We start from the raw sequence: 22,061 nt of genomic DNA, 5'->3' as shown, positions 1-22,061 counted from the left end.
TGCTCGCTCAGAGGCCCACCAGGACGTAGGGGGCCCACAGGTCGGGCTCGGCGGGGCCGTAGAGGTCGCGTAGTTCCAGCACGGCCTCGCGCAGCGCCTGTGCCGGGGCCGTGCCGGAGCGCAGCCTGGTGTGGAAGTCGCGCATCAGGGCCCTGGTGACCTCGGCGGAGACCGGCCACAGCGGGAGGAGCACCGACCTGGCGCCCGCGTGCAGGAGCGCGTGGGCCAGGCCCGCTCCGCTCGCGACCCCGCGCTCGATGGCGGTGAGGACGACGAGCCTGGCGTCCACGGTCATGCTCATGAGCTGCCTGGCGGTCAGGAGGCCGTCGGCGAGCCTGATGCCGGAGCCGAACGGGTCGCGGGCGTCGGACACGGCGCGGCACGACAGGTGCGCCACGTCCCAGGTGCCGGGGAGTGCGGTCGCCGTGGCCGCCGGGCCGGTCAGGGGCTGGGTGCCGAGCAGCGCGGCGACGTCCTGCGCCGCCGCCTCGAGCGCGGCCCGGCTCTCGGGCTCGGCTTCGAGCGCGGCCCGGCTCTCGGGCTCCGCGGTGTAGCCGATCACCAGTGACCGGGTCGCGGCCGAGGGCGCCCGCTGTGCGAGGCCGGCCAGGGCGGCGACGGAGGGGCCGTACGTCACGGGGAAGCGTTCGAGGAGCGGGCGGCCGTTCGGGGCCAGGGCGTGGATCGGGACTCGACGGAACTCGGCGTGCGGGACCAGGTAGAGGTGGTCCAGGCCGTCGCCGAGCGCGTCGAGCGCGTCCGCGAGGAGGAGGTCGGCGAGGCGGCGCCACAGGGCGGCACGGTGGCGGCGCGCCTCGATGTCCAGCAGGCCCGGCCGCCGCCCGTCGATGGTGGCGGTGAAGTCAGCCAGCAGGCCGTGGCCGACGGTGGTGGGGAAGGCGCGCGGCTCGGGCCAGCCGGTGCGGTGGGCGAGCACCGTCACGCTCTCCTCGCCGACGTGAAAGCCGGCCAGTGCGACCGCTCCCCCGGCCTGGCCGGGGGCGACGAGGGCGTCGAGTTGGCGCCGGGCGGGCGGGGCGCCCCGGCGCAGCGCGACGTAGTCGGGGGCGAGGTGCTCCATGCGCCGCCACAACGCCTCGACGTCGGCCCGCGCGGCACGGGCTCGCTGGATGAGCGCCGCGGCCTCCGCCGGGTCACGGGTGTTGCGAGCGGCCGACATGAGCGTCCGCACGGTGCCGAGCCCGCGCCGCTCGGCCTCCAGCAGCTCGCCGGGCACGCTGCTGGGCGCGGGCCAACGCTGATCGCCCGGCACGCCGCTGGACGCGGACCAGCGCTGATCGCCCGGCACGCTGCTGGGCGCGGGCCAGCACTGATCTTCGGGGTCGGCGGTCACGGGACGGTGCTCGTCGGCGCGCGGCGCCGCCCCGGCCCCGGGCTCGTCGCGCGGCTGCGAAGCGTCCAGCCGGTGCTCGCCCTGATCCGCCGTGCCGGGCGCATGCCCGAGGCCGAGCTGGGCGGCCAGCGTGCTGGACTTGGCCTGCTCCACGTGCCTCCAAGCCGTCATCCCGTGCCCCAGCCGGACGGCGAGCCCGATGACCCGGTCGGAGACGTGGCCCAGCTCGCGGGCGCGTTCCGCGTCGGCGAGCGCGCCCGGCAGGTCCCCCAGTTCCTCCGCTGCGAGCGATCGATTGTGCAGGGCGATGCCCAGCTCCACGTCGTGGCCGAGCTCCTCGAGCAGCTCGACGGCCTCGGTCAGCCGCCAGTGGGCGCGGGCGTACGACGCGGCGGCCACGTCGAGCGCGCCGAGGCGGCTCAGGGCGAGGGCTGTCCCGGGCCAGAAGGTGATCTCCTGAGCCAGCGCCGCGGCTTCCGCCAGCCAGACCCCGGCCTGGGCGGACTCCTCGAGGCGAGCACGCATGATGAGGGCCAGGACCACGCCGCGGGTCCGGCCGCCGGCGCGTTCGAGGTCCAGGGCCCTTCCGGCGAAGGCAGTCGCCTGCTCCACCGCGCCCCGCAGCGTGCAGACCAGGCTGAGGTCGGCGTAGGCGTCCGCGAGGTTCCCCCGGCCGCCCAGTTCCTCCCCGATCGAGATGGCCTCCTGATACAGGGCCTCGGCCTCCGCGAGCTCGCCCAGCTTCAGGTGTACGGCGGCCCGCCCGGCCAGCAAGGATGACCGCAACGGGCGCCAGATCGGCGAGGTCAGCAGCTCCAGGCCCTCGTCGAAGGCGCGGGCGGCCTCCTCCCAGCGGGCCTGGTCGGTGCGGACGCGGCCGAGCAGGTCGAGGGCCTGCACGAGATCGGCGGGGAGCACGGTGTCGGAGTCGCGGGCCAGGGCGACCGCCTGGGTGAGGTGCTCGGCGGCCTCATCCAGGCGGCCCAGCCCGGCGGCCGCCGCGCCGAGGTTGCGCAGGTGGCTGATGGCGAGGTGGCCGCGTAGCGCGTAGCCGCGGGCGGCGTACGCGTGGGCCGCCTCCGGATCTCCCAGCGCGCGGCAGAAGGCGGAGAGCTTGGCCAGCAGGAACGAACGGTGCCCGGAGGCGGTGGGGCGGCCGTCCGCGCCCAGCTCTGAGACGACGGGGCGGGTGTTCAGGGCCCGCTCGGCGAGGGCACGGGCGCCCTCCAGGTCGCCGGCGGCCTCTGCCTCCTCGATGCGGAGCCAGGTCTCCAGCCGCTCCGCCTGGGCGCCGCCCGCCCTGATCGCCTCGGCCAAGGACGCGTGGCCGCGGGTGACGTCCCCGAGAGTGAGCTGGATGCTCGCCAGCCGCGACAGCAGCTCCGCGTCCAGCCCGCCGCCCATGGCCGCGATGAGCTCGAAGGAGCCGCCCGACTCCCCCAAGCCGCTGTACCCAGCGGGACCGCCGCTCACGACAGCGCCACCGCTCTGGGCCGGGGCGCCCTGCTCCGCCAAGCCGCCGTGCTCGGCCGGGTCGAGGTCGGCGAGGGGCGGGGCGAGGCCGGTGAGGCCGTCTTCGAGGGCCGCTCGGGCGCGGCGGAACTCGCCGCGTTCCTCCAGGGCGAAGCCGAGCTTGATCGAGGTGAGCGCCGCCAGCCCCGGCCGGCCGCTCGCGCGGAAGCCGGCCACCGCCCGCTCCAGCGCCTCCACCTGCGCCCCGAGCTCACCGCTGAGGGCGGCCAGCGCCGCCAGCCGGTCGTGTACGACGGCCTCCTTGAGCGGATCCCCGGCGGCCAGCCCCAGCGCCGAGTTCAGCCGTTCCCCGGCCTCCTGCCACGAGCCGAGCCGCACGTCCAGCGCGGCCCGTCCCAGCGTGGCGATGAGCAGGGTCTCCGGGTCGCCCTCGGCGGCGGCCAGCTCCAGCGCGCGGTCGAGGTCGGCCAGCGCGTCGTCGAAGCGGTCGAGCGTGGTCAGGCAGGAGGCGCGCATGGTCAGCGCGGAAGCCTCCTTGGCGGATGCACGCAGCCGGGCGAACCCCTGCCCCGCCGCCCCGAACTCCTCCAGCGCCCGCTCCGTCTCCCCCTCCGCGTACGCGAGCACGGCCATGTTGTAGCGCACCGAGGCGGCCCCGTCGTAGTGGCCGAGGACTTCGTACTCGCGTTCGGCCAGCTGAAACGCCGTCCTCGCGCCGTCGGCGTCGCCGCAGTCGCGGCGGCGGCGCGCGATGCGGTACCACTCGTCGGCGGGCTCGCGCCGCTCCCCCCTGCGCCGCACGATCTCCACGAGCCGGGCCTCGCAGGCCGCGGCCTGGCCGGGGTGGCCGCGCCCGGCCAGCAGGACGGCCTGCGCGTCGAGCGTCCTGCAGGCCTCCTCCCACGCCCCGGCGGCCTCCAGCTCGATGGCGCACGCGGCGATGAGCTCCCCCGCGGAAGTGAGGTCGTCCTGGTCGAGGGCCGCCCTCGCGGCGGGGGCGAGCACCATGGCCGCCTGCCGCGCCTCGCCGAGCTCGAGATACAGCTCGCGGGCCCTGGCCGCGCAGGCGACGGAGCCTGCGGGGTCGCCGGCGGCCAGGCAGGCCTCGGCCGCGTGTCCCTGCTGGTCCGCCTCCTCCGCGGCGAGCCCGGCGCTCTCGCACAGGGCGATGGCCCGCTGGTGGTGTTCGAGGGCGCGGGCCGGGTCGCCCGCCTGGCGGAGGACCAAGCCCATGTGCCCGAGCTGGAGCGCCTCGGACCCGGCCGCGCCCAGTGAGCGGTAGGCGGCCGCCGATCGCTCGAAGGACTCCAGGGCCAGGTCGAGCTCGCCCAGTTCCTGGTGGACGAGCCCCTGTTCGGACAGCGCGTACGCCATCCTGGAGCCCGCGCCGAACGCCTCCGCGGCATGCCCGAGCACGACGCAGGCCGTGCGCCGCCGCCCGAGCTCGCTCAGCCGCTGCCCCGCCTCCAGCAGGAACTCGCCCGGCGAGTCGGCCTGCCGCCCGGCGTAACGCAGCAGCTTGACCGCCACGTCACCATCCGGGAGATCCGGCAGGGCGAGCGCCAGCGAGGTGGCGGACTGGGCGAGCTGCGGGTCCGGCGGCAGCGGGCCGTCGAGCACCGCGCCGAGCCGGGACAGCAGCTCGGGGTCCCCGCCCCTGGCGAGCGAGAGCACCTCATCCAGGTCACGCACGTCGCCCAGGGCGGAGAAGCGCGCCAGCAGCGCCCGGCACAGCACCCGCTGCGCGGGCGCCTGGTCGCGGGAGGTCTTCACGGCCAGCTCGAGGCCCTGGCGGGCGGCGTCCACCGCTTCGTGCAGGTCCTCCATCCGCCCCGTCCGCGCGGCCCGCCACCGCAGCACTTCCGCGACCAGCTCGTACGCCTCCGCGCGGAACGCCGGCCCCTCACCGGCCGCCAGCGCCTCACGCAGCACCGCGACGGCCTCGTCGGCGTTGCCGACGCTGAGCTCGAGGTGGAGCGCCCGGCCGAGCATCAGCAGCACCCTGGCCCTGGCCGGATCCCGATCGCCGTGGGCCGCGAGCGCGGCGCGGGCGGCCGCGACCGGCTCGGCGGGCTCTCCCCTGGTCACGACGGCCCGCTCGAGCAGCAAGTTCGCCAGGTCGGCGAGCAGTCTGGCGCGGTCGGGGTGCCCGCTCGGCGCGAGCCCCGTCGCCTCGCGCATGACCTCGATGGCGCTGTCCAGGTCGGCCGGTTCGCCGGTGACGCCGTACCGCTTCCACCGGCGCTCGCCCAGCAGGCCGAGCCGGACGACCGGGTCGGTCCCGAGCCCCGGCGCCGTCTCGCCGGGCGTCACATGGAGGGCCTCCAGCATCTCGGCTCCGGCCTCGAACGAGCGCTCGTCCCCCGTGACGACGAACCACTCGACCAGTCCCGCCGCGTACGGAGCCAGCACGCCGGGATGCGCCCACTGGTCGTGCCAGAAGTCCAGCGCGCACTGCCCCACCCTGATGAAGGCCAGCAGATCGCGGTCGGCGTACGACCCCGCCGACCGCGCGTGGGCCAGCTCCACCAGCGCCAGCAGCGCCCGCGACCGTTCCTGGCTGCGCGGCGCCGTCCCCGCGGCCACCAGGTACGCCCTGACCAGCTCCTCGTCGCCGAACGCCACCATGCCGAGCGCCGTGGCCAGCTCCCCCGCGTGGGCCGGCTCGGCCAGCGCCGCCCTGAACAGCACGTGCACCGCGTCGTCGATGTGCTCCCGCTCCCCCGTCACCCCGAACAGCCGCACCAGTCCGCCGCCGAGCAGCGCGAGCGCGCCGGGCGCCCAGGCGGGGTCGGGCGAGCGCACCGACTCCTGTAACAGCAGCTCCCCGAGCCGGTCGGCCACCTCAGGCGCGGGGTCCGCCATGGCCCGCCCCACCAGCGCGTGGACCAGCAGCCCCACGTGCGGGTACGTGGCCGGGTCCACGTGCTGGAACACCTCTTCCACCAGCCCCGCCCACGTGTCGGCCGAGTCGCCGGAGGGGACCTGCGAGCCGCGCAGCCTCTCGGGAAGGCGCCCGGGGTCGGCCACGGCCACGGCGGCGAAGAACGCGCCCGCGACCGCGGCGTCCTGCGTGATGCGCTGGTCAAGCCGGTAGCGGGCCAGGTGCAGCATCCCGATGAGCCGCCAGGTGACCGCGTCGGACCGGTCGCCGGCGCACGCGCGCATCGCCTGCTCGGCCTCGGCCAGCGCCTCGGGATCCCAGATCAAGCCGGGATCCGCGGCCTGCTCGAACCGCTCGATGCGGGCGGCCAGCGCTCCGGCCGGTTCGGTCATGGGCACAGGCTCCCACCGGCTTGCGTACCCGTACAGAACCGGGCATTTGACCACCACATCGCCCCGTACCGTATCGTGCGCCGGTACGAGCGGTCGCCCCTTTAGGGTGTCAGCTCGATGAAGGACACGCCCGGCATCGGCAGGTCGAAGGTCACGGTGACGCTGCCGCCGCCGCCCATCGACTGCCAGGCCGCTCTCCACGTTGGAGTGGTCGCGGTCGATGCGGTGGTGGGTGAGCGGGTACGGGCCGTCGAGCCCGTCGATGGTCAGCGAGATCGTCCGGGCCAGCTCGTCAACGCGGCGATCAACGTTCTCAGGGCAGGGCTTGCCCTTCGCGACGCTGCCGAAGCGGCCTGGCGAGAAGCGCTCCCATCAGGGAGCGGAGGAGTCACAACTCCCTCGACACGGCGGAATCGACATGCCAGCTCCCTTGGCCAGCTCCTGGGTTGTTAACTTCTCGTACAGGCCTCGGCGCGTAACGGTGAGGTCACGCCCGCGATGGGTAGTCGGGGACCATGCTCTACGGCAAGGAACATGTACGGCGTTACCAGGAGACCGACGGCGCCGAAGGACACGAGTGGAACAACACGACTGTCCTCCTGCTCACCACCAAGGGCCGCAAGTCAGGCAGGCCCTACACGACGCCGCTCATCTATCAGAAGCACGGCGACGACCACGTGGTCGTGGCCTCCAAGGGCGGGGATCCGGATCATCCGCAGTGGTACAAGAACATCCTGGCCAACCCCGAGGTGGAGGCGCAGGTGATGGGCGACAAGTTCAAGGCCCGCGCCCGCACGGCCGCGCCGGAGGAGAAGCCGGAGCTCTGGCGGCTGATGACCCGCACCTGGCCCGACTACGACGAGTACCAGAAGAAGACCGACAGGGAGATCCCGGTCGTGGTCCTGGAGCGCGTCAGATGACGCCTCAATGAAGGGAGCCCCGCCGGCGCGCGGCGGGGCTCCCGTGACTCACTTGATCTCGAAGGCCCTGATGACGGTCTCGGTGAAGCCGTTGCCGCCGCGGTCGGCGGCCGTGACGCGCAGCGAGGCGAACTTGCCGCGTGTGCTCGCCGGGTGCCAGGTCTCGGCGGACCAGCCGCTCTTGCCCGACGGGTGCACCAGCGTGGGCAGCCAGGTGCGGCCGTCGTCGAAGGAGATCTCCAGCGTGAGCGTGCGCAGGCCGAGGGCGGGCGAGCCGGCCTGGCGCTGGATGCTCAGCGGGATGCGCATGTGGCCCGTTGCGGCCCGGTTGCGGTCGTCCAGCTCGGGGCTGATCTTGACGGCCAGCAGCGGCAGCACCTGCCGCTTGCCCGGCTCGGCCGACTTCGACCTGAACCGCCACTCAGCGCTGACCCGGGTGGACAGCTTGGTCTGCTTCGGATCGCGGTCGGCGGTCATGGTGAGCCGGTACTCGCTCTCCTTGGTCTCGGCGGGCACCTCGACCGAGCCGATCAGGTAGTCGGCCGCGAGGATCTCCTTTCCGTCGCGGTAGAGCTTGGCCTGCGGGGCGGTGTACTCGCCGTAAGAGACGCGGTCGGGCGTGCCGTCCTCGAACAGCCCGGCCGAGAACTGCAGCAGGTTCTCCTCGCGCCAGCTGTAGTCGCCGCGGGGGTCGAGCGCGGCCGCGAAGACGCCGGTGTTCCACCGGTCGGTGCTCTTCTCGCCGGCGCGGTAGACCTTGGTGTCGCCGAAGAAGAACTGGTCGGTGTCGTTCCAGCCGTCCGGCGGCGTGCGGTACTGGATGAACGACGGGTACCAGCCGGTGTCGCCGGGCGTGTAGTACTCGGTCCTGCGGAACGGGAGCGGGAAGCGGGACAGGTGCCCGTACGGCATCCACGCCAGCTCCGTCCCGTACAGCACGGGCAGGGCATGGTGCTCGCCGAACTTGACGTCGTTCTGCGTCGCGTACGTCGAGGTGACCTGGGCGAGGTCGCGGCGGCGCGGGCGGTAGCCGGGGTCGGCTGGGATGCGCGGTTCGGCCTTCATCAGGTGGTAGAAGTACGGGCTGTCGTCGTAGCCGCCGTCGCCCTTCGGCTTGGCCCACTGCGTCCACCGGTAGTAGGCGAACTTCTTGCTGACCGTGCGGCTCGTCGGGATGGCCTTGATGCCTTCGACGCGGTCCGCGCCCCACATGCCGGCCAGGTCCACGTCCACGCCGAAGGGCTGCTCGCCCTCGACCAGCTGGAGCATGCCGAGCATGCCGATGGCCAGGCGCGCGGTCGGCTCCTCCGTACGCACGTCCACGGGCTTGGACCTGCGGGCGTCGGCGGCGACGGTGCGGTCGGCGTCGAGCGTGAACTCGGGGTCGGCGGCCATCACGATGGCGCCGTCGCTGTCCAGCAGGAGGGTGACGACGGTGTAGCGGTGTCCCCGCGGCAGCCTGAGGTCCAGCGTGCCGGTTGAGATGTCGTAGTTGCGCTGGTCCTTGGCGTCGAGGTCGATCACTCCGGCGAAAGCCGCCTGGGCGGGCCGGCCGTCGGAGCCGGTGAAGGTCAGCTTGACCGCGCGCTTCTCCGGCTCGACGCGCATGCCGATGCCGGTGCGTACGGAGACGTCGGCGTTCCTGGCGATCACCGTGCCGCTGAAGATGCCGATGGGGCCAGGCTCGGCGGTCACCTTGACCTGGGCGGTGCCGTGCGCGGGCACCTCCACGGCCGTGGCGTCCAGCTTGAACGGCGTCACCGTCGCGCCCTCGCCGTCCTTGGCGATCACGCTGAGGTCCAGCCGGACGGCGGCGTCGCCGTCGTTGCGGTAGGTGAGCGTCTTCTCCCTGGGCCCGGAGCCGGGCAGCTCGATCTCTCCCATGCTCAGCGTGGCGGGCTCGGCCGTGACCTGCTGGGTGACGGCACGGGCGACGTCCACACGACCGGAGCCCTGGATGTAGGCGCCCAGCTCCTGCGCGGGCGCGGTGGAGGCCATCAGCGCGGCCTTGATCTGGCCGGCCTTCCAATCGGGGTGCTGCCCCGCGAGGATCGCGGCGGCCCCGGCCACGTGCGGCGTGGCCATGGACGTGCCGCTCAGCACGGTGTAGGAGTCGTCGATCGGGAAGCCGAGGGAGGTGCCCGCGGCCCTGGCCGCGACGATGTCCACGCCGGGCGCGATCAGGTCGGGCTTGACCGCGCCGTCGCCCTCGCGCGGGCCCGTGCTGCTGAACTGCGCGACCGTGTCGTTGTCACGGTAGGAGGCGCCGACCGAGAGTGCGCGGTCCGCGGTGCCCGGGGAGCCGAGGGCCTGGGGGCCGTCGTTGCCCGACGCGATGACGAACAGCGTGCCGTACTTCTCCGACAGGCTGTTGACGGCCTGCTCGACCGGGTCCTCGCCGGGCGAGTCTGGCTCTCCGAGGCTGAGGTTGGCCACGCGGGCGCCGTTCTCGGCCGCCCAGGTCATGGCCTCGATGATGGCCGAGTTGGGGCAGTAGCCGCTCTGCAGGCAGACCTTGCCGATCAGCAGCTTGGCGCCGGGCGCGACACCCTTGTACTTGCCGCCCGCGGCGGCGCCGCTCCCGGCGATGGTGGCGGCGACGTGGGTGCCGTGGCCGTTGAGGTCGCGTACGTCGGGCTCTTCGGTGAAGTTCTGGGCCTTGGTGACCAGGCCCTGGAGGTCGGGGTGGCCCGGGTCGTAGCCGCTGTCGAGCACCGCGACGGGCACGTCCTTGCCGGTGTGGCCTGCCGCCCAGGCCTGGGGCGCGCCGATGTGCGGGACGCTGACGTCGAGGGAGAGCTTGGCCTTGCCGTCCAGCCAGATCTTCGCGGGCGCGGCGTCCGCCGTCCTGGCCTGCCCGGTCAGGCTCTTCCATAGCGTGCCCGCGCCGGTGCGGGGCTCGCTCCTGGCGACCCCGTTGATCGCGGGCAGCGGGCGCCCGCCCGCGGCGCGCAGCGTGGCGGCGCCGGTCTGGTCCGGGTACGTCAGGATCAGCGGGAGCGACGGGCTGGCCGCGTCGTCGTAGCCGAGGGCGGCGAGCCGGGTCACGTTGAACAGCCGGGGGTCCAGCCTGCCCGCGGCCAGCAGGGGCATCGCGTCGACGGGGACGATGCTGAGCCCGTCCTTGGCCCGGCGGTGCACGAAGGTGACCTTCTCCCTGCCGGGGCCTGGCTTGACGTCGAGCTGGGTCTGCTTGCTGGGGAGCCGGCGGAGGGTGACCTTGTCACCGGTGATGAGCGTGATCGTCTGGGGCGGCTCTGCCTGGGCCGGGCCCGGGGTCGCCTTGACGGATGGGGCGGGGGTTGGGGCCGCCTGGGCCGGCGTGGCGGCCGCCACGGCGGCCGTCAGCACCACGCCCAGAATGGCGGTCTTTCGCTGAAGCACATCCCGGTTTCTAGTTGTCAGTTAAATTTGGTGACAAGGTGGTTTCTGTGGCCTATTGCGGCAACTGCCGGAAGTGGCCAAGATCGAGGGCATGCTTGAGGACGGCCGTGCGCTGGAGGTCGTGGGGATCAGCGCCTTCGACGAACGGATCTACCGCGGGGTGCTGGCCTGTCCCGGCATCACCGTTCAGGAGCTCGTCAGGCGGAGCGGGGAGAGCGCGGGGCGCATCCAGTCGTCGCTGACCAGGCTCCGCGCCAAGGGCCTGGTCAGCCGCCTGTGGGGGCGCTCGCCCCGGTGGACGGCGACGAACCCGGGCACCGCGATCCGCTCGCTGGTGCGCGGCCTCCAGAGCGAGCTGGACCGGCTCACCGACACGGCGGACGAGCTGGAGGCGGCCTTCCGCACCGTCGGCCAGGACCCGGAGGAGGGCGGCCAGTTCGAGGTGCTGGCGGGGCCGGAGGAGCAGGCCCGATGGTACGTCCGGCTGCAGCAGGAGGCCAAGGAGGAGGTGCTGACCTTCGACCGGCCTCCGTACGTGCTGGACTATCACAACCCGCTGCAGACCGGCCTGCTCCGCGCCGGCGTGCGCTACCGGACCATCTACACGCCGGAGGCCTTCGACCACGCGGGGGCGTTCGACGAGGTGGGCAAGCTGATCACGGCGGGCGAGGAGGCGCGGATCCTGCCGGAGCTGCCGTTCAAGGTGGCGATCGTCGATCGGTGGCGGGCGGTCATGCCGATGAACATGGAGCCGCCGCTCACGCGCGGAGTGCTGATCACGGGGTCCACCATGGTGGTGGCGCTGGTGGAGCTGTTCGAGCGCCTGTGGCGGGAGGCGCTGCCGGTCCGTCCCGAGCTGTGGCAGCAGCCCGGCGCGCCGTCGTCCGCCGGGGAGGACACGTCGGAGCTGGGGGTGGAGGACCGCCGGCTGCTGGCGCTGCTGGCGGCCGGGCTCAAGGACGACGCCATCGCCCGCCAGCTCGGCACCAGCCCGCGCAGCCTCCGCCGCCGCCTGCGCCACCTGCTGGACGAGCTGAACGCCGAGACCCGCTTCCAGGCCGGCGCCCAGGCCAGCCGCCGCGGCCTGGTGTGACGGCCACCGCGCCCGCGCGCTTCGGCTGACCTCCCTGGAGGAGGGCAGTGGGCCGGCCGGTCAGGGGCGCAGTGCCGCGTACAGGTCCATCGTGCGGTGGGCGATGCGTTCCCAGGAGAAGTGCTCGACGGCCCGCGCCCGCCCCGCCACTCCGAGCGCCGTCGCCCTGGCCGGCTCGCGCAGCAGCGTGTTGACGCGCTCGGCCAGGTCGGCGGCGAACCGCTCGGGGTCGTGCGGCGTGCCGTCGGGGCCCTGGGAGATGGGGACGAGCAGGCCCGTCTCCCCGTCGGCCACGACCTCGGGGATGCCGCCGGTGGCCGTCGCCACCACGGCCGTCTCGCAGGCCATCGCCTCCAGGTTGACGATCCCCATGGGCTCGTACACCGACGGGCACACGAACACCGTCGCGTGCGTCAGCAGCTGGATCACCTCGGGCTTGGGCAGCATCTCCTGGATCCAGAACACCCCGTCGCGCTCGAGGCCGCGCACCAGCTCCGTGACATCCGCCGCGATCTCCGGGGTGTCCGGGGCGCCCGCGCAGAGCACGAGCTGGGCTTCGGGGTCGAAGGAGCGCGCCGCGCGCAGGAGGTGGACCAGGCCCTTCTGCCGGGTGATGCGGCCCACGAAGATGACGTACGGCCTGCGCGGGTCGACCCCGTGCTTGTCCAGCACGTCACTGCCGAAGTCGGGGGCGTATTCTGCCGTGTCGATGCCGTTGTGGATGACGCTGACCTTCTCCGGCGGGATCTCCGGGTAGGCGGACAGGACGTCGCGGCGCATGCCCTCCGACACCGCGATGACCGCGTCCGCGCCGGCCAGCGCGGTCCGCTCGGCCCACGACGAGATCGTGTAGCCGCCGCCGAGCTGCTCGGCCTTCCATGGCCGCAGCGGCTCCAGGCTGTGCGTGGTGATCACATGGGGGATGCCGTGCAGCATCTTGGCCACATGCCCGGCGAAGTTGGCGTACCAGGTGTGCGAGTGAACGACGTCCGCGCCCTCGCAGGCGGCGGCCATCTCCAGGTCCACGCCGAGCACCTGCAGCGCGGCGTTGGCGCCGGCCAGCCCGCCGGGCGTCCGGTAGGCCGAGACGCCGGGCTCGGCGCGCTCGGCTCCGAAGCAGCGCACGCGTACGTCGGCCAGCTTCCGCAACTCCCTGGCCAGGTATTCCATGTGCACCCCGGCCCCGCCGTAGACCTCGGGCGGGTACTCCCGGCTGAGCAGATCAACACGCATGACACGACCCTATGGTGGCCCGCGTTCAGCGGGCCAGCACAAGCAGCGGGTTTCGCGCTTATTAGGGCCCGCATCCCGTGGACCACATCGACAAGCCGAAGATCAGGAGCTCCCGATCGTGCATTGCGCACCAAATCTGGACACGAAGGAAATTCTCCATGCCGGGTTTCGTCGATAGATCGGCCATTTGAGGGTAGCGTCCTGGACATGAAGTCCCGGAGGGTGCTCGCGGTTGTGCTGGCAGGTGGAGAGGGCAAGAGGCTCATGCCGCTCACGGCGGATCGGGCGAAACCTGCCGTGCCGTTCGGGGGGATATACCGGCTCGTCGATTTCGTGCTGTCGAACCTGGCGAACGGCGGCTTCCTGAAGATCGTCGTACTGACGCAGTACAAGAACCACAGCCTGGACCGGCACGTCTCGCGGACCTGGCGGCTGTCGGCGATGCTGGGCAACTACGTGACCCCGGTGCCCGCGCAGCAGCGGCTCGGACCGCGGTGGTTCTCGGGTTCGGCGGACGCCCTGTTCCAGAACCTCAACCTGATCTACGACGAGATGCCCGAGCACGTGATCGTGTTCGGGGCCGACCACATCTACCGGATGGATCCCCGGCAGATGGTCGAGCAGCACGAGGACTCGGGCGCGGACGTGACGGTGGCGGCGATCAGGCAGCCGCTGTCGCTGGCCGACCAGTTCGGGGTGATCGAGACCGATCCTGAGGGGCGCAGGATCGTGGCGTTCAGGGAGAAGCCGAAGGACGCGGTGGGGCTGGCGGACTCGCCCGACGAGGTGTTCGCGTCGATGGGCAACTACGTGTTCAAGACGCAGTCGATGATCGACGCGCTGCGGGAGGACGCCCTCGACCCCACCAGCAAGCACGACCTGGGCGGCAACATCATCCCGATGCTCGTCAAGTCGGGCGGCGCCGACGTGTACGACTTCGCCAACAACATCGTGCCCGGCTCCAGCGAGCGCGACCGCGGCTACTGGCGCGACGTGGGGACGCTCGACGCCTACTACGAGGCCCACATGGACCTCATCTCGGCGCATCCCATCTTCAACCTCTACAACGACAAGTGGCCGATCTTCACCGGCCACGACCCGCTGCCTCCGGCCAAGTTCGTGCACAACGAGGGCGACCGGGTGGGGCGGGCGATCGACTCGCTGGTCTCGCCCGGTGTGATCGTCTCCGGCGGCACGGCGATCAGGTCGATCCTGTCGCCCAGGGTCGTGCTCCACTCGCACTCGCTGGTGGAGGACTCCGTGCTGATGGAGAACGTCAAGGTCGGCCGGGGCGCCGTCGTCCGTAAGGCGATCATCGACAAGAACGTCGTGATCCCGGACGGGGCCCGGATCGGGTTCGACCTCGAGTACGACCGCACCCGGTTCGCGCTGACCAGGGGCGGGGTCGTGGTGATCGGCAAGAACGAGATCGTCGACCGCTAGCAGCGGGGCGCCCTGCGGCGCGGGGGGCGTTCGGGCGAGCATCGGAGACAAGGGGGGGCCGGATGCGCGTCCGGGGCGCACCGTCGGTGCGCCCCGGGATCACACCGGGCTGATCGCCCGTGGCGTGTGCGGGACCGGCTTACCCGCCGTCGTCCCAGGCGCTGCGGGCACTCCACCCAGGGCTGCCCCACCGGCTGACCCAGCTGCGCTCCTCCTGCAGGCTGGGATGCCGGTCGAGATAGATCCGGATCGGGGCGCTTTCGAAGGTGACGTACGGGTCACGCCCCCAGCCGGTGCGGTACCAGTTCTCGTAGCCGCTCTCGGTGAACAGGTCGGCGTCGTAGGTGATCGGGCGGGTCGTGCCGGCGAGGTCGGTGCAGGCTCCGGAGCGGCGCAGACCCGCGCGGTCACCCCAGCCGTCGACCCACAGCGGGTGCGATATGTCGGCTGCGCTCAGCTGGCAGGGACCGGCCTCCGCGCCGGCCGGGCCGGCCAGACCGAAGAGCGCGGCACCGGTGATCAGCACACCACCTGCTGCTACGAGCTTACCTTTCATGATCCCCCCTGTAATCATGAAGTGACGACATGACTACTGTAGGAAGTGAAGCCCGTAACGTGCCGCAACGGCACGCTACGGGGCTTGAAGTGCGTCTGAGCTGCATTCCGCATTCTGTATGGCAATTGGGCCTTGAAGCCGCCGCGGTAAAGGATCACGCTGGCGGCAGGAGGCAGTGAGATGTCGCACCCACTCGGAGTCAGCCGCCCGGATCTCGAAGTCACCGACCTGCCCACGCCGGAGGAGGTCTTCAAGGTCTCCAAGATCGGCACCAAGGAACTGTTCAAGTACGCCGTCGGTCCGAGCCTGATCGCGCTCGGCATCTCGATCGGCAGCGGCGAATGGCTGCCCGGGCCCCTGAACGTGGGCCAGTACGGGTTCGTCGGCGTCGGCTGGGTGATCGTGGTGTCGGCGCTGCTGCAGACGTTCTACAACGTGGAGTGTTCACGGTACGTCCTCGCGACCGGCGAGACGCCCGTGGTCGGCTGGGGGCGGGTGCCGCCGGGGTGGCCGCTCTGGGTGCCGCTGTCCGTGCTCATCGTGATCTTCGCGTTCGTCGCGGGCGGATGGGCCGCGTCGGCGGGTCAGGGCGTCTACGCACTGGTCCACGGCGTCGCGCCGGCTGCCGGCGACGTCGAGCCGCGCTGGTGGGCCATCGGCCTGCTGGTGCTGGTGTTCCTCATCACCGCGGCCGCCAAGCGCGTCAGCCGCGCGCTCGAGCTGGCGAACTGGGTGATGGTCGGCGCCATCCTCCTCGCCCTGGTGGCCGTCGACCTGCTCGTGGTGCCGTTCAGCCAGTGGTGGGAGGGCATCCGCGGGTTCCTCACCCCGGCCGCCCCGCCCGCCGGGATCACGGCGACCCAGCTCGGCGCCCTGGCCGGGTTCACCGCGCTGGCCTCGGGCCTGAACTGGTACGTCATGGGCCACTACCGGGACAAGGGCTACGGCATGGGTTACCGCGTCGGCTACATCTCGGGCCTGCGCGGCGAGCGGCGCGAGATCAGGGCCAGCGGCGTCACCTTCCCCGACGACGAGCGCAACCGGAGCCTGTGGCGCAGGTGGTACCGGCTGCTGCTGATCGACATGTGGGGCGTGTTCTTCGTCGGCGCCGTCCTCGGCATGCTGCTCCCCACGATCCTCATGGCGCAGGCCGTCACGATGGCCGGCGAGAAGCCGACGCGGGCGAACGTGCCGACGTTCGTGGCGAGCGCGCTCGGCGATGAGTACGGGCGGGTGAGCTTCTACATCGCGCTCGTGGTCGGCGTGCTGATCCTCTTCTCCACGCAGCTCGGCATCTTCGAGGCGATGGTACGCGTGACGACCGACGCCGCGAACGCCAGCAGCCCGCGCCTGCGCGCCCTGATCGAAGGGGACCCGCGGCGGTTCTACTACCCGTTCATGATCCTGCTGCTGATCGCCATCTCGATCATCATCTTCCAGTCGCTGCCGGTCGGGCTGGTGGAGTGGTCGGCCAACATGTCGAACCTGGGCGCGTTGATCTATCCGTTCCTGCTGATGTATCTGAACAGCAAACTGCCGCGCCCGGCCCGCCCGCGCCCGTGGCACTACGTCATCCTGGTGCTCAACTTCCTGTTCTTCGGCTTCTTCTTCGTCAACTTCATCGCCGACTTCATCGGAGACCCGCTGGTGACGTTCTGACCAGTCGCCGTGCCGAGCGCCTGTCAGCGGCGGAACAACTCCAGCAGTTCCTCCGCCCGCTCCGTGCGGGTGATCCAGACCTCGCGGCCGCGCCGCTCCCTGGCGATCAGCTTGGCGGCGCTCAGCCGGTCGCAGTGGTAGGTGATGCTGCTGGGCGCAACATGCACGCCGGCCGCCAGCATGCTCATGGTCATGGGCCGGTCGATCGCGACGAGCAGGTCCGCGCGGACCGGCCCGACCAGCGCCGACAACTCGTCGTGCGCCGGTGCGGCGGGCCGGCTCCACAGCGTCTCCGCGCCGGGCACCGGGTACGCGATCCAGACCGCCTCCTCGTGGTCGAGGCTGACGATGACCGCGTCCTTGCCCGCCAGCATCGGCACCAGGACGATCCGCCGGTCGCCAAGCTCGTACGTGCTCGGCTCCACGTCGGCGATGAGCAGTCCGCGCTCGCCGTACATGATGCGGCTGTTGAGCGCGCCGAGCAGCAACTCGGGGCCGCCGCGGACGGTGGCCACGCCGACGCGCCGCACCTCCCTGTCCAGCAGGGCGCGGGCGCGCCCCCACAGGGGTTCGGCGGCGTGCCAGACGTCGGCGAGGGCGCTCGCGTAGCCGTCCAGCCAGGGGGCGGGGCGTTCGGCCGCCGAGCGCCAGTGGGCGGGCAGCGGCCCGCGGCCGAACGCCTGCTCCAGATCATTGATCAGGCGGTCGGACGGGAGGTCGCGCAGGGCGCCGATCTGGGCCTGCACGGAGACGTCCCCGCTGACGGGCGTACGCGGCACGAGGCTGTCGGGGACCACCGAGTAGCCGGGCGCGGCGAGGGGGCGTACGGCCCGGTGTCCCTGCCTGCCGACCCGCGAGCTGATCGTTTTGCGCCAGCGCTCCGGCAGGCCGCGGCGGCGGCCGGCGAGGGCGTCAGCGATCATGGCCAGGGCGGTCAGGTGCGGGGAGATCGAGATGGACAGCTGCGGCGTGGAGGTCACGCGCAGTTCGCTCCACACAGTGGTGCTGGTTACGTCGGCTCCTTCAGGTCGGACTCGATCAAGTAACGATGTCCGAACCTATTCCTGACGCTTTCCCCTTGCTTGAAGCCCGCTTGCACGGTTGACGTGGCTTTGCGCCCTTTGGCCCGGTCGACCGAGCGCGCCGCTGCGGCAGCCGGACTTCACCGGCTGCCGCAGCGGCGCGCCACCGGGTCACCAGTCGTCCCCGCCCTCCCCTTCGAAGAACTCCTCGACCACTTCCTCGACGATCTCACCCGCCACGAGGCCGCCCACGACGCCCGCGGCGCCGGCGGCGGCCACCGCCCCCAGACCGGGACCACCGTGGTGCCCGCCGTGGTGGACCGCGCCGTAGTGCCCGCCGTGGTGAGCGGGCGCGTACTGGGCCAGGCCGTCCAGCCAGCGGCCCAGCTCGGCCGCCCAGTCCGTGTGGAGCGCGTCCTGGTGGCTGACGTGGAAGCGGCCGATGGCGTCGTTCGAGGAGAAGCGCCCCGCGCGCTTGTCCGCCTCCAGCACCACCGCCAGCCCGGCGGGATCGGCCACGAAGGTCACCTCGACCTCGCCCACCCGGCCCGCGTACCTGCCGGTCGGGTAGAACTCGATCTCCTGGTAGAACGGCAGCTCCTGGTGGACCCCGTAGAGGTGGCCCGCCTCCAGGTCGGCCGACTTGAAGCCGAACCCGAGCCCCAGGAACGCCTCCAGGATGCGCAGCTGCGAGGGCAGCGGCTCGATCGCCACCATGTCGAGGTCGCCCTTGTCGACGGCCTTGGCGATGGCCAGCTCGGTGCGCACGCCCACCGCCATCCCGGTCAGCGGCTGCCCGCCGATCTCGCTGATCGGCGCCTCCCACGGCACCGGCAGCTCGAAATCGACGACGCGCTCCTCCCCTTGGCGCAGCGTGAACGGCCCGGACACCTGGAGGCGAGCGAACTCGCCGAGCCCGCCGTGCTCGCCGTCGCCGTGCTCGATCTCCACCCGGGCCACCAGGCCGAGGGTGATGTGCTCGATCTGGGCGTCGAAGTCGCCGCCCTTGAGCCGTACCTCCCCCCGCAGCGTCCCACCCGGCTGGGTCCTCGGGGTGGACAGCACGGTGTCCACCGAGGGCGCGCCGACGCCGAAAGCACCCAGCATCCGTTTGAAGACCACGGCTCTGTTCTCCCTGTCGAAGATCGGTTGTGTACCGCTGGGCCAACGATCCGCGCCGACGCCCGAGTTCCGCGCCACCTGCGTGAATCCTCAGGAAGAAGGTGAGAGGCCGCCGTTGGCCAGGACGCGCTCGACGAAGCCGCAGATGTGGTCACGGAGCAGGCCGGCGGTCTCCGCGGGCGACGCGACGTCCGGCCGCCCAGCCGGGCGCTGCCCGAGGCCGTACGGGAGGAGGTGGCCACGATCCTGGCCGCCTGGCGAGAGGGAGAAGCATGAAGATCACCGCGTTGCGGACGTACATGCAGCGCGTCGGCAATCGGCCGCGGCTGCTCGTGAAGATCGAGACCGACGAGGGCCTGGCCGGCTGGGGCGAGGCCTACAACCACGGGCCCGACCACGCGCTGCCGCCGGTGCTGGAGTACATGTTCCGGCAGATCGAGGGCGTGGACCCGCGGCGGGTCGAGTACGTGGTGCGCCGCCTGCTCCAGGAGGCCCGCTTCCCGCCGGGCGCCATCGGCCTGGCGGCCATCTCGGCCATCGACCAGGCCCTGTGGGACATCTCGGGGAAGGCGGCGGGCCTGCCGGTCTACATGCTGCTCGGCGGCAACGTACGCGACCGCGTCCCCGTCTACTGCGGCGTCTACACCGCGCCTGACCCGCCCGCCTGCCGCGACCTCACCCAGGAGATGAACGACAGGTACGGCTTCACCGCCTTCAAGCTGAGCCCGTACCGGCGCGACCTGTACGCCGGGCGGTGGGGCAACGTGTGCAAGGAGGCGGCCGGCTACTTCGCCGAGATCCGCTCGATCAGCCCGCCGGAGTGGGAGTTCGCCTTCGAGGCGCACGCCCGCATCTTCGAGCCGCGCCAGGCGGTCCAGCTCGGCAACGCGCTGGCCCCGTACGACCCGCTCTGGTTCGAGGAGCCGATCAGGCCCGAGTACATCCCGGCGTGGGGGCACCTGCGGGCCCAGCTCGACGTGCCGCTCGCCACCGGGGAGTCGCTGTTCCTGCCGCAGGACTTCCTGGCCCTGCTGACGGCCGGCGGGGCGGACATCGTCCAGCCGGACGTGTGCGTGGTCGGCGGGCTGGCCCAGATGCGCAGGATCGCCGCCATCGCCGAGGCCCACTTCGCGAGCGTGGCCCCGCACAACCCGATGGGGCCGCTGGCGACAGCGGTGAACGTGCACTTCGCGGCCGCCCATCACGGGCTGAAGCTGCTGGAGTACAAGCCGGACAAGACGACGTGGTGCCCGGACCCGTACCTGCCGGTGGACGGCTACCTCGAGCTGCGGCCCGACCGGCCCGGCTGGGGCGTGGAGATCGACGAGTCGGCCCTGCGCACCGACGACTACGTGCATTGGGAACGTGTCCTGCCCATCCGCCCCGACGGCTCGACCGGGTACGTCTGAGGCGCGCGTCAGCCGGACGATAACGATTAGCTGTGAACCTCGCTCGCGGTGTGCCCCTTTCCCGCCTGCCGTGGAACGCTACAGGCGGCATGGCGATGGCGAGGATCGGGTGAGATTCGAGTGGCATCGACAAGCGGGGGATGGATCTGGCGGCGGCTCTGCCGGGCGGCCGCCTTATCGGCGGCCGTCACGCTGGTCGTGACGGGCTGCTCCGGCAACGACCGGGCGGAGCAGGGGACCACTGGAGCCCGGCAACAGCAGCCCCCTGCCCAGTCCCAGCCGGCGCCGGAGGAACGGCCGCAGGTGGACGAGGGCTGGCCCCGCTGGGGCTTCACCCACACGGGCGTCAGCGCCAACAACATCAACCCGGGCTTCGAGCAGGCGGTCGCCAGGCGGCTGTCGCAGACCCCGATGCTGCAGAACCAGCACATCATGGGCTTCGGCGCGCTCAACCCGGAGCCCTACCCGGGGCAGTACTTCTGGGAGGACCTCGACAGCCGGCTCAACCTCATGAAGCAGTCCGGCGGCGTCCCCGTCATCACGCTGTGCTGCGCCCCCGACTGGATGAAGGGCGGCCCCCAGGGCCCCACCGAGGACTCGGCGTGGCGGGAGCACCTGGAGGACGCCCCCTACCCCCAGCACTTCGACGACTTCGCCAAGCTGGCGGCGGCCGTCGCCTCGAGGTACACGGACGTCAAGTACTTCATGGTCTGGAACGAGCTGAAGGGTTTCTGGAAGGACCACTCCAAGCCCGCGGACTACAAGGGCTACACCGAGCTGTACAACAAGGTGTACGACGCGGTGAAGAAGGCCCGGCCCGACGCCAAGATCGGCGGCCCGTACCTCGGCTTCGACAGCAACAGGACCGGCGACTCCGAGCTGCGCGGCGACTGGGGGGTCGTCAACCAGAACGCCCTTGACGCCTTCAATTACTGGTTCGAGAACAAGAAGGGCGCCGACTTCGTCGTGGTCGACGGCGCCTCGCCCACCGACGCCCACGAGCTGCTGCCCGACGAGTTCGGGGCGCTGGCGAAGTTCGGCGCGGTCACCAAGTGGCTGCGCGGCAAGGTCGGCGACCTGCCGGTCTGGTGGTCAGAGTGGTACTTCGTGCCCGAGGACGGCACCACGTGGCCGGAGCCCAAGCGGCTCGCCGTGCAGGCCGCCTCGATGATCGAGTTCGCGCGGAGCGGCGCCGCCACGGCGCTGTACTGGAACCCGCAGACCAAGGGCAGCGCCTGCCAGGCGTGCCTGTGGGACTCCGGGACCGGCGCGGAGACGCCGACCGGCCGGCTGCTGGCCAACTTCGTCAAGTGGTTCCCCGCCGGGGCCGAGCTGGAGCAGGTCACCTCATCGGACGCCAAGGTCAGGGTGCTGGCCCAGCCCGAGCAGCTGCTGCTGGTCAACACCGCCGACGCCGAGGTCACCACGACCGTGGACGGCGACGAGCACACGCTCAAGCCGTACGAGATCAAGTGGACCGGCCGCTGAGCGGCCGGGACGCCGCGCCGCCCTGCCGCAGCAGGGCGAGGGCCGCCTGCTTGGCCAGCTCGGCGGCCTCGCCCTCGCCGTGGTGGTCGGCGAGCACGGTGGCGCCCTCCACCAGCATGAGCAGCTGCCGGCCCAGGGCCTCCGGATCGCGGGCCCCGGCCCGGCGGGCGATGCCGGTCAGCAGGTCGAGGTGGCGGTCGAGGTGCCGGGCGGCGACGGTGCGCGGGGGACCGTCGTGCCGCTGGGTGGAGGCGTTGACGATCGCGCAGCCGCGGAAGGCGGGCTCGGCGTACCAGCTCCCGAGCGCGTCGAAGACCGCGGCGAGCTGGCCGGCGGGGTCGTCGCCCGCGCTGTCGGCCGCCTCCCGCAGCCAGTGCACGACGTGGTCGCTGCGGGCCTCGAGCACGGCCTGGACGAGCCCGTCCTTCGAGCCGAAGTGCCGGTAGAGCGTCTCCTTGGACGCGCCGACGCTCGCGCACAGCTCCGCCACCCCGACGCCGTCGAGCCCCCGCTCGTACAGCAGGGTCGTGGCGGCGCGCAGGATCGTCGCCCGGGTCTGCACGGGGTCGAGCGAGGCGCCTTTGGGTACGGGCATGAATGAAATGGTACCGGACGGTTCCATTATCCGC

Annotated in this window: 14 protein-coding genes; 7 read left to right on the top strand and 7 right to left on the bottom strand. The window is 72.2% G+C overall.

What is annotated here, in order from left to right; translation table 11 throughout:
• Positions 1–7: 7 nt before the first annotated feature.
• A complete protein-coding gene (locus ACIBVN_RS01890; RefSeq protein WP_397131586.1) occupies positions 8–6,103 on the bottom strand; it encodes a CHAT domain-containing protein in 6,096 nt (2,031 codons plus the stop codon).
• A gap of 515 nt (positions 6,104–6,618) precedes the next feature.
• Here ACIBVN_RS01890 and ACIBVN_RS01885 point away from each other — a divergent pair.
• Positions 6,619–7,023: a nitroreductase family deazaflavin-dependent oxidoreductase gene (locus tag ACIBVN_RS01885; protein WP_397131584.1), complete on the top strand. Its 405-nt coding sequence runs from the start codon at positions 6,619–6,621 to the stop codon at positions 7,021–7,023.
• 48 nt (positions 7,024–7,071) lie between these two features.
• On the opposite strand, the gene ACIBVN_RS01880 is transcribed toward ACIBVN_RS01885, so the two are convergent.
• The gene (locus ACIBVN_RS01880) at positions 7,072–10,407 is read right to left on the bottom strand and encodes a S8 family serine peptidase (protein WP_397131582.1); all 3,336 of its coding nucleotides are present in this window, start codon (positions 10,405–10,407) and stop codon (positions 7,072–7,074) included.
• A gap of 91 nt (positions 10,408–10,498) precedes the next feature.
• On the opposite strand from ACIBVN_RS01880, the gene ACIBVN_RS01875 reads away from it, so the two are divergent.
• Positions 10,499–11,500: a TrmB family transcriptional regulator gene (locus ACIBVN_RS01875; RefSeq protein ID WP_397131580.1), complete on the top strand. Its 1,002-nt coding sequence runs from the start codon at positions 10,499–10,501 to the stop codon at positions 11,498–11,500.
• A 60-nt stretch (positions 11,501–11,560) separates the two neighbouring features.
• On the opposite strand, the gene glgA is transcribed toward ACIBVN_RS01875, so the two are convergent.
• Positions 11,561–12,733 carry a glycogen synthase gene (gene glgA, locus ACIBVN_RS01870; RefSeq protein ID WP_397131578.1) on the bottom strand — a complete coding sequence of 391 codons (1,173 nt, stop codon included), beginning with the start codon at positions 12,731–12,733 and terminating at the stop codon, positions 11,561–11,563.
• Positions 12,734–12,940: 207 nt separating this feature from the next.
• On the opposite strand from glgA, the gene glgC reads away from it, so the two are divergent.
• Positions 12,941–14,176, top strand: a complete 1,236-nt coding sequence (gene glgC, locus ACIBVN_RS01865) for a glucose-1-phosphate adenylyltransferase (RefSeq protein WP_349454855.1) — start codon at positions 12,941–12,943, stop codon at positions 14,174–14,176.
• Positions 14,177–14,315: 139 nt separating this feature from the next.
• Here glgC and ACIBVN_RS01860 read toward each other — a convergent pair whose 3' ends face one another.
• Positions 14,316–14,732 carry a hypothetical protein gene (locus ACIBVN_RS01860; protein ID WP_397131576.1) on the bottom strand — a complete coding sequence of 139 codons (417 nt, stop codon included), beginning with the start codon at positions 14,730–14,732 and terminating at the stop codon, positions 14,316–14,318.
• Positions 14,733–14,912: 180 nt separating this feature from the next.
• Between ACIBVN_RS01860 and ACIBVN_RS01855 the strand changes: the two genes are divergently transcribed.
• Entirely contained in the window at positions 14,913–16,391 is a 1,479-nt protein-coding gene (locus ACIBVN_RS01855) for an Nramp family divalent metal transporter (RefSeq protein ID WP_397131574.1), read from the top strand.
• Between the two features lie 23 nt (positions 16,392–16,414).
• Here ACIBVN_RS01855 and ACIBVN_RS01850 read toward each other — a convergent pair whose 3' ends face one another.
• Together ACIBVN_RS01850 and ACIBVN_RS01845 are read right to left on the bottom strand one after the other, a co-directional pair.
• Complete coding sequence (locus ACIBVN_RS01850; protein WP_397131572.1) at positions 16,415–17,371, bottom strand: ArsR/SmtB family transcription factor; 957 nt, start codon at positions 17,369–17,371, stop codon at positions 16,415–16,417.
• Positions 17,372–17,584: 213 nt separating this feature from the next.
• On the bottom strand, positions 17,585–18,535 hold the full coding sequence (locus ACIBVN_RS01845; protein ID WP_397131570.1) for a sporulation protein: 951 nt from the start codon (positions 18,533–18,535) through the stop codon (positions 17,585–17,587).
• A 147-nt stretch (positions 18,536–18,682) separates the two neighbouring features.
• Here ACIBVN_RS01845 and ACIBVN_RS01840 point away from each other — a divergent pair, with 147 nt between their 5' ends.
• The 3 genes from ACIBVN_RS01840 (at position 18,683) to ACIBVN_RS01830 (ending at position 21,432) form a co-directional block, all read left to right on the top strand.
• Positions 18,683–18,811: a hypothetical protein gene (locus ACIBVN_RS01840; RefSeq protein WP_397131568.1), complete on the top strand. Its 129-nt coding sequence runs from the start codon at positions 18,683–18,685 to the stop codon at positions 18,809–18,811.
• Entirely contained in the window at positions 18,808–19,944 is a 1,137-nt protein-coding gene (locus ACIBVN_RS01835) for a mandelate racemase/muconate lactonizing enzyme family protein (RefSeq protein ID WP_397131566.1), read from the top strand. Before ACIBVN_RS01840 ends, ACIBVN_RS01835 begins: the two co-directional genes overlap by 4 nt.
• A 120-nt stretch (positions 19,945–20,064) precedes the next feature.
• Entirely contained in the window at positions 20,065–21,432 is a 1,368-nt protein-coding gene (locus ACIBVN_RS01830; protein WP_397131564.1) for a xylan 1,4-beta-xylosidase, read from the top strand.
• On the opposite strand, the gene ACIBVN_RS01825 is transcribed toward ACIBVN_RS01830, so the two are convergent.
• Positions 21,413–22,027, bottom strand: coding sequence for a TetR/AcrR family transcriptional regulator (locus ACIBVN_RS01825; RefSeq protein WP_397131562.1), 615 nt, complete (start codon positions 22,025–22,027; stop codon positions 21,413–21,415). The genes ACIBVN_RS01830 and ACIBVN_RS01825 overlap by 20 nt on opposite strands.
• Between the last annotated feature and the right edge of the window lie 34 nt (positions 22,028–22,061).

The sequence above is a fragment of the Nonomuraea sp. NPDC049400 genome, assembly GCF_044466425.1.
In the GTDB taxonomy this organism is placed as follows: domain Bacteria; phylum Actinomycetota; class Actinomycetes; order Streptosporangiales; family Streptosporangiaceae; genus Nonomuraea.
The sequence above is the reverse complement of the archived record's forward strand: the minus strand, read 5'-3'. Positions and strand labels throughout refer to the sequence as shown.

Excerpts from the sequence above, each read along its gene's own strand:
- ACIBVN_RS01890 (WP_397131586.1), bottom strand. The coding sequence starts at position 6,103 with ATGACCGAACCGGCCGGAGCGCTGGCCGCCCGCATCGAGCGGTTCGAG.
- ACIBVN_RS01885 (WP_397131584.1), top strand. The coding sequence starts at position 6,619 with ATGCTCTACGGCAAGGAACATGTACGGCGTTACCAGGAGACCGACGGC.
- ACIBVN_RS01875 (WP_397131580.1), top strand. The coding sequence starts at position 10,499 with ATGCTTGAGGACGGCCGTGCGCTGGAGGTCGTGGGGATCAGCGCCTTC.
- glgA (WP_397131578.1), bottom strand. The coding sequence starts at position 12,733 with ATGCGTGTTGATCTGCTCAGCCGGGAGTACCCGCCCGAGGTCTACGGC.
- glgC (WP_349454855.1), top strand. The coding sequence starts at position 12,941 with ATGAAGTCCCGGAGGGTGCTCGCGGTTGTGCTGGCAGGTGGAGAGGGC.
- ACIBVN_RS01860 (WP_397131576.1), bottom strand. The coding sequence starts at position 14,732 with ATGAAAGGTAAGCTCGTAGCAGCAGGTGGTGTGCTGATCACCGGTGCC.
- ACIBVN_RS01855 (WP_397131574.1), top strand. The coding sequence starts at position 14,913 with ATGTCGCACCCACTCGGAGTCAGCCGCCCGGATCTCGAAGTCACCGAC.
- ACIBVN_RS01835 (WP_397131566.1), top strand. The coding sequence starts at position 18,808 with ATGAAGATCACCGCGTTGCGGACGTACATGCAGCGCGTCGGCAATCGG.
- ACIBVN_RS01825 (WP_397131562.1), bottom strand. The coding sequence starts at position 22,027 with ATGCCCGTACCCAAAGGCGCCTCGCTCGACCCCGTGCAGACCCGGGCG.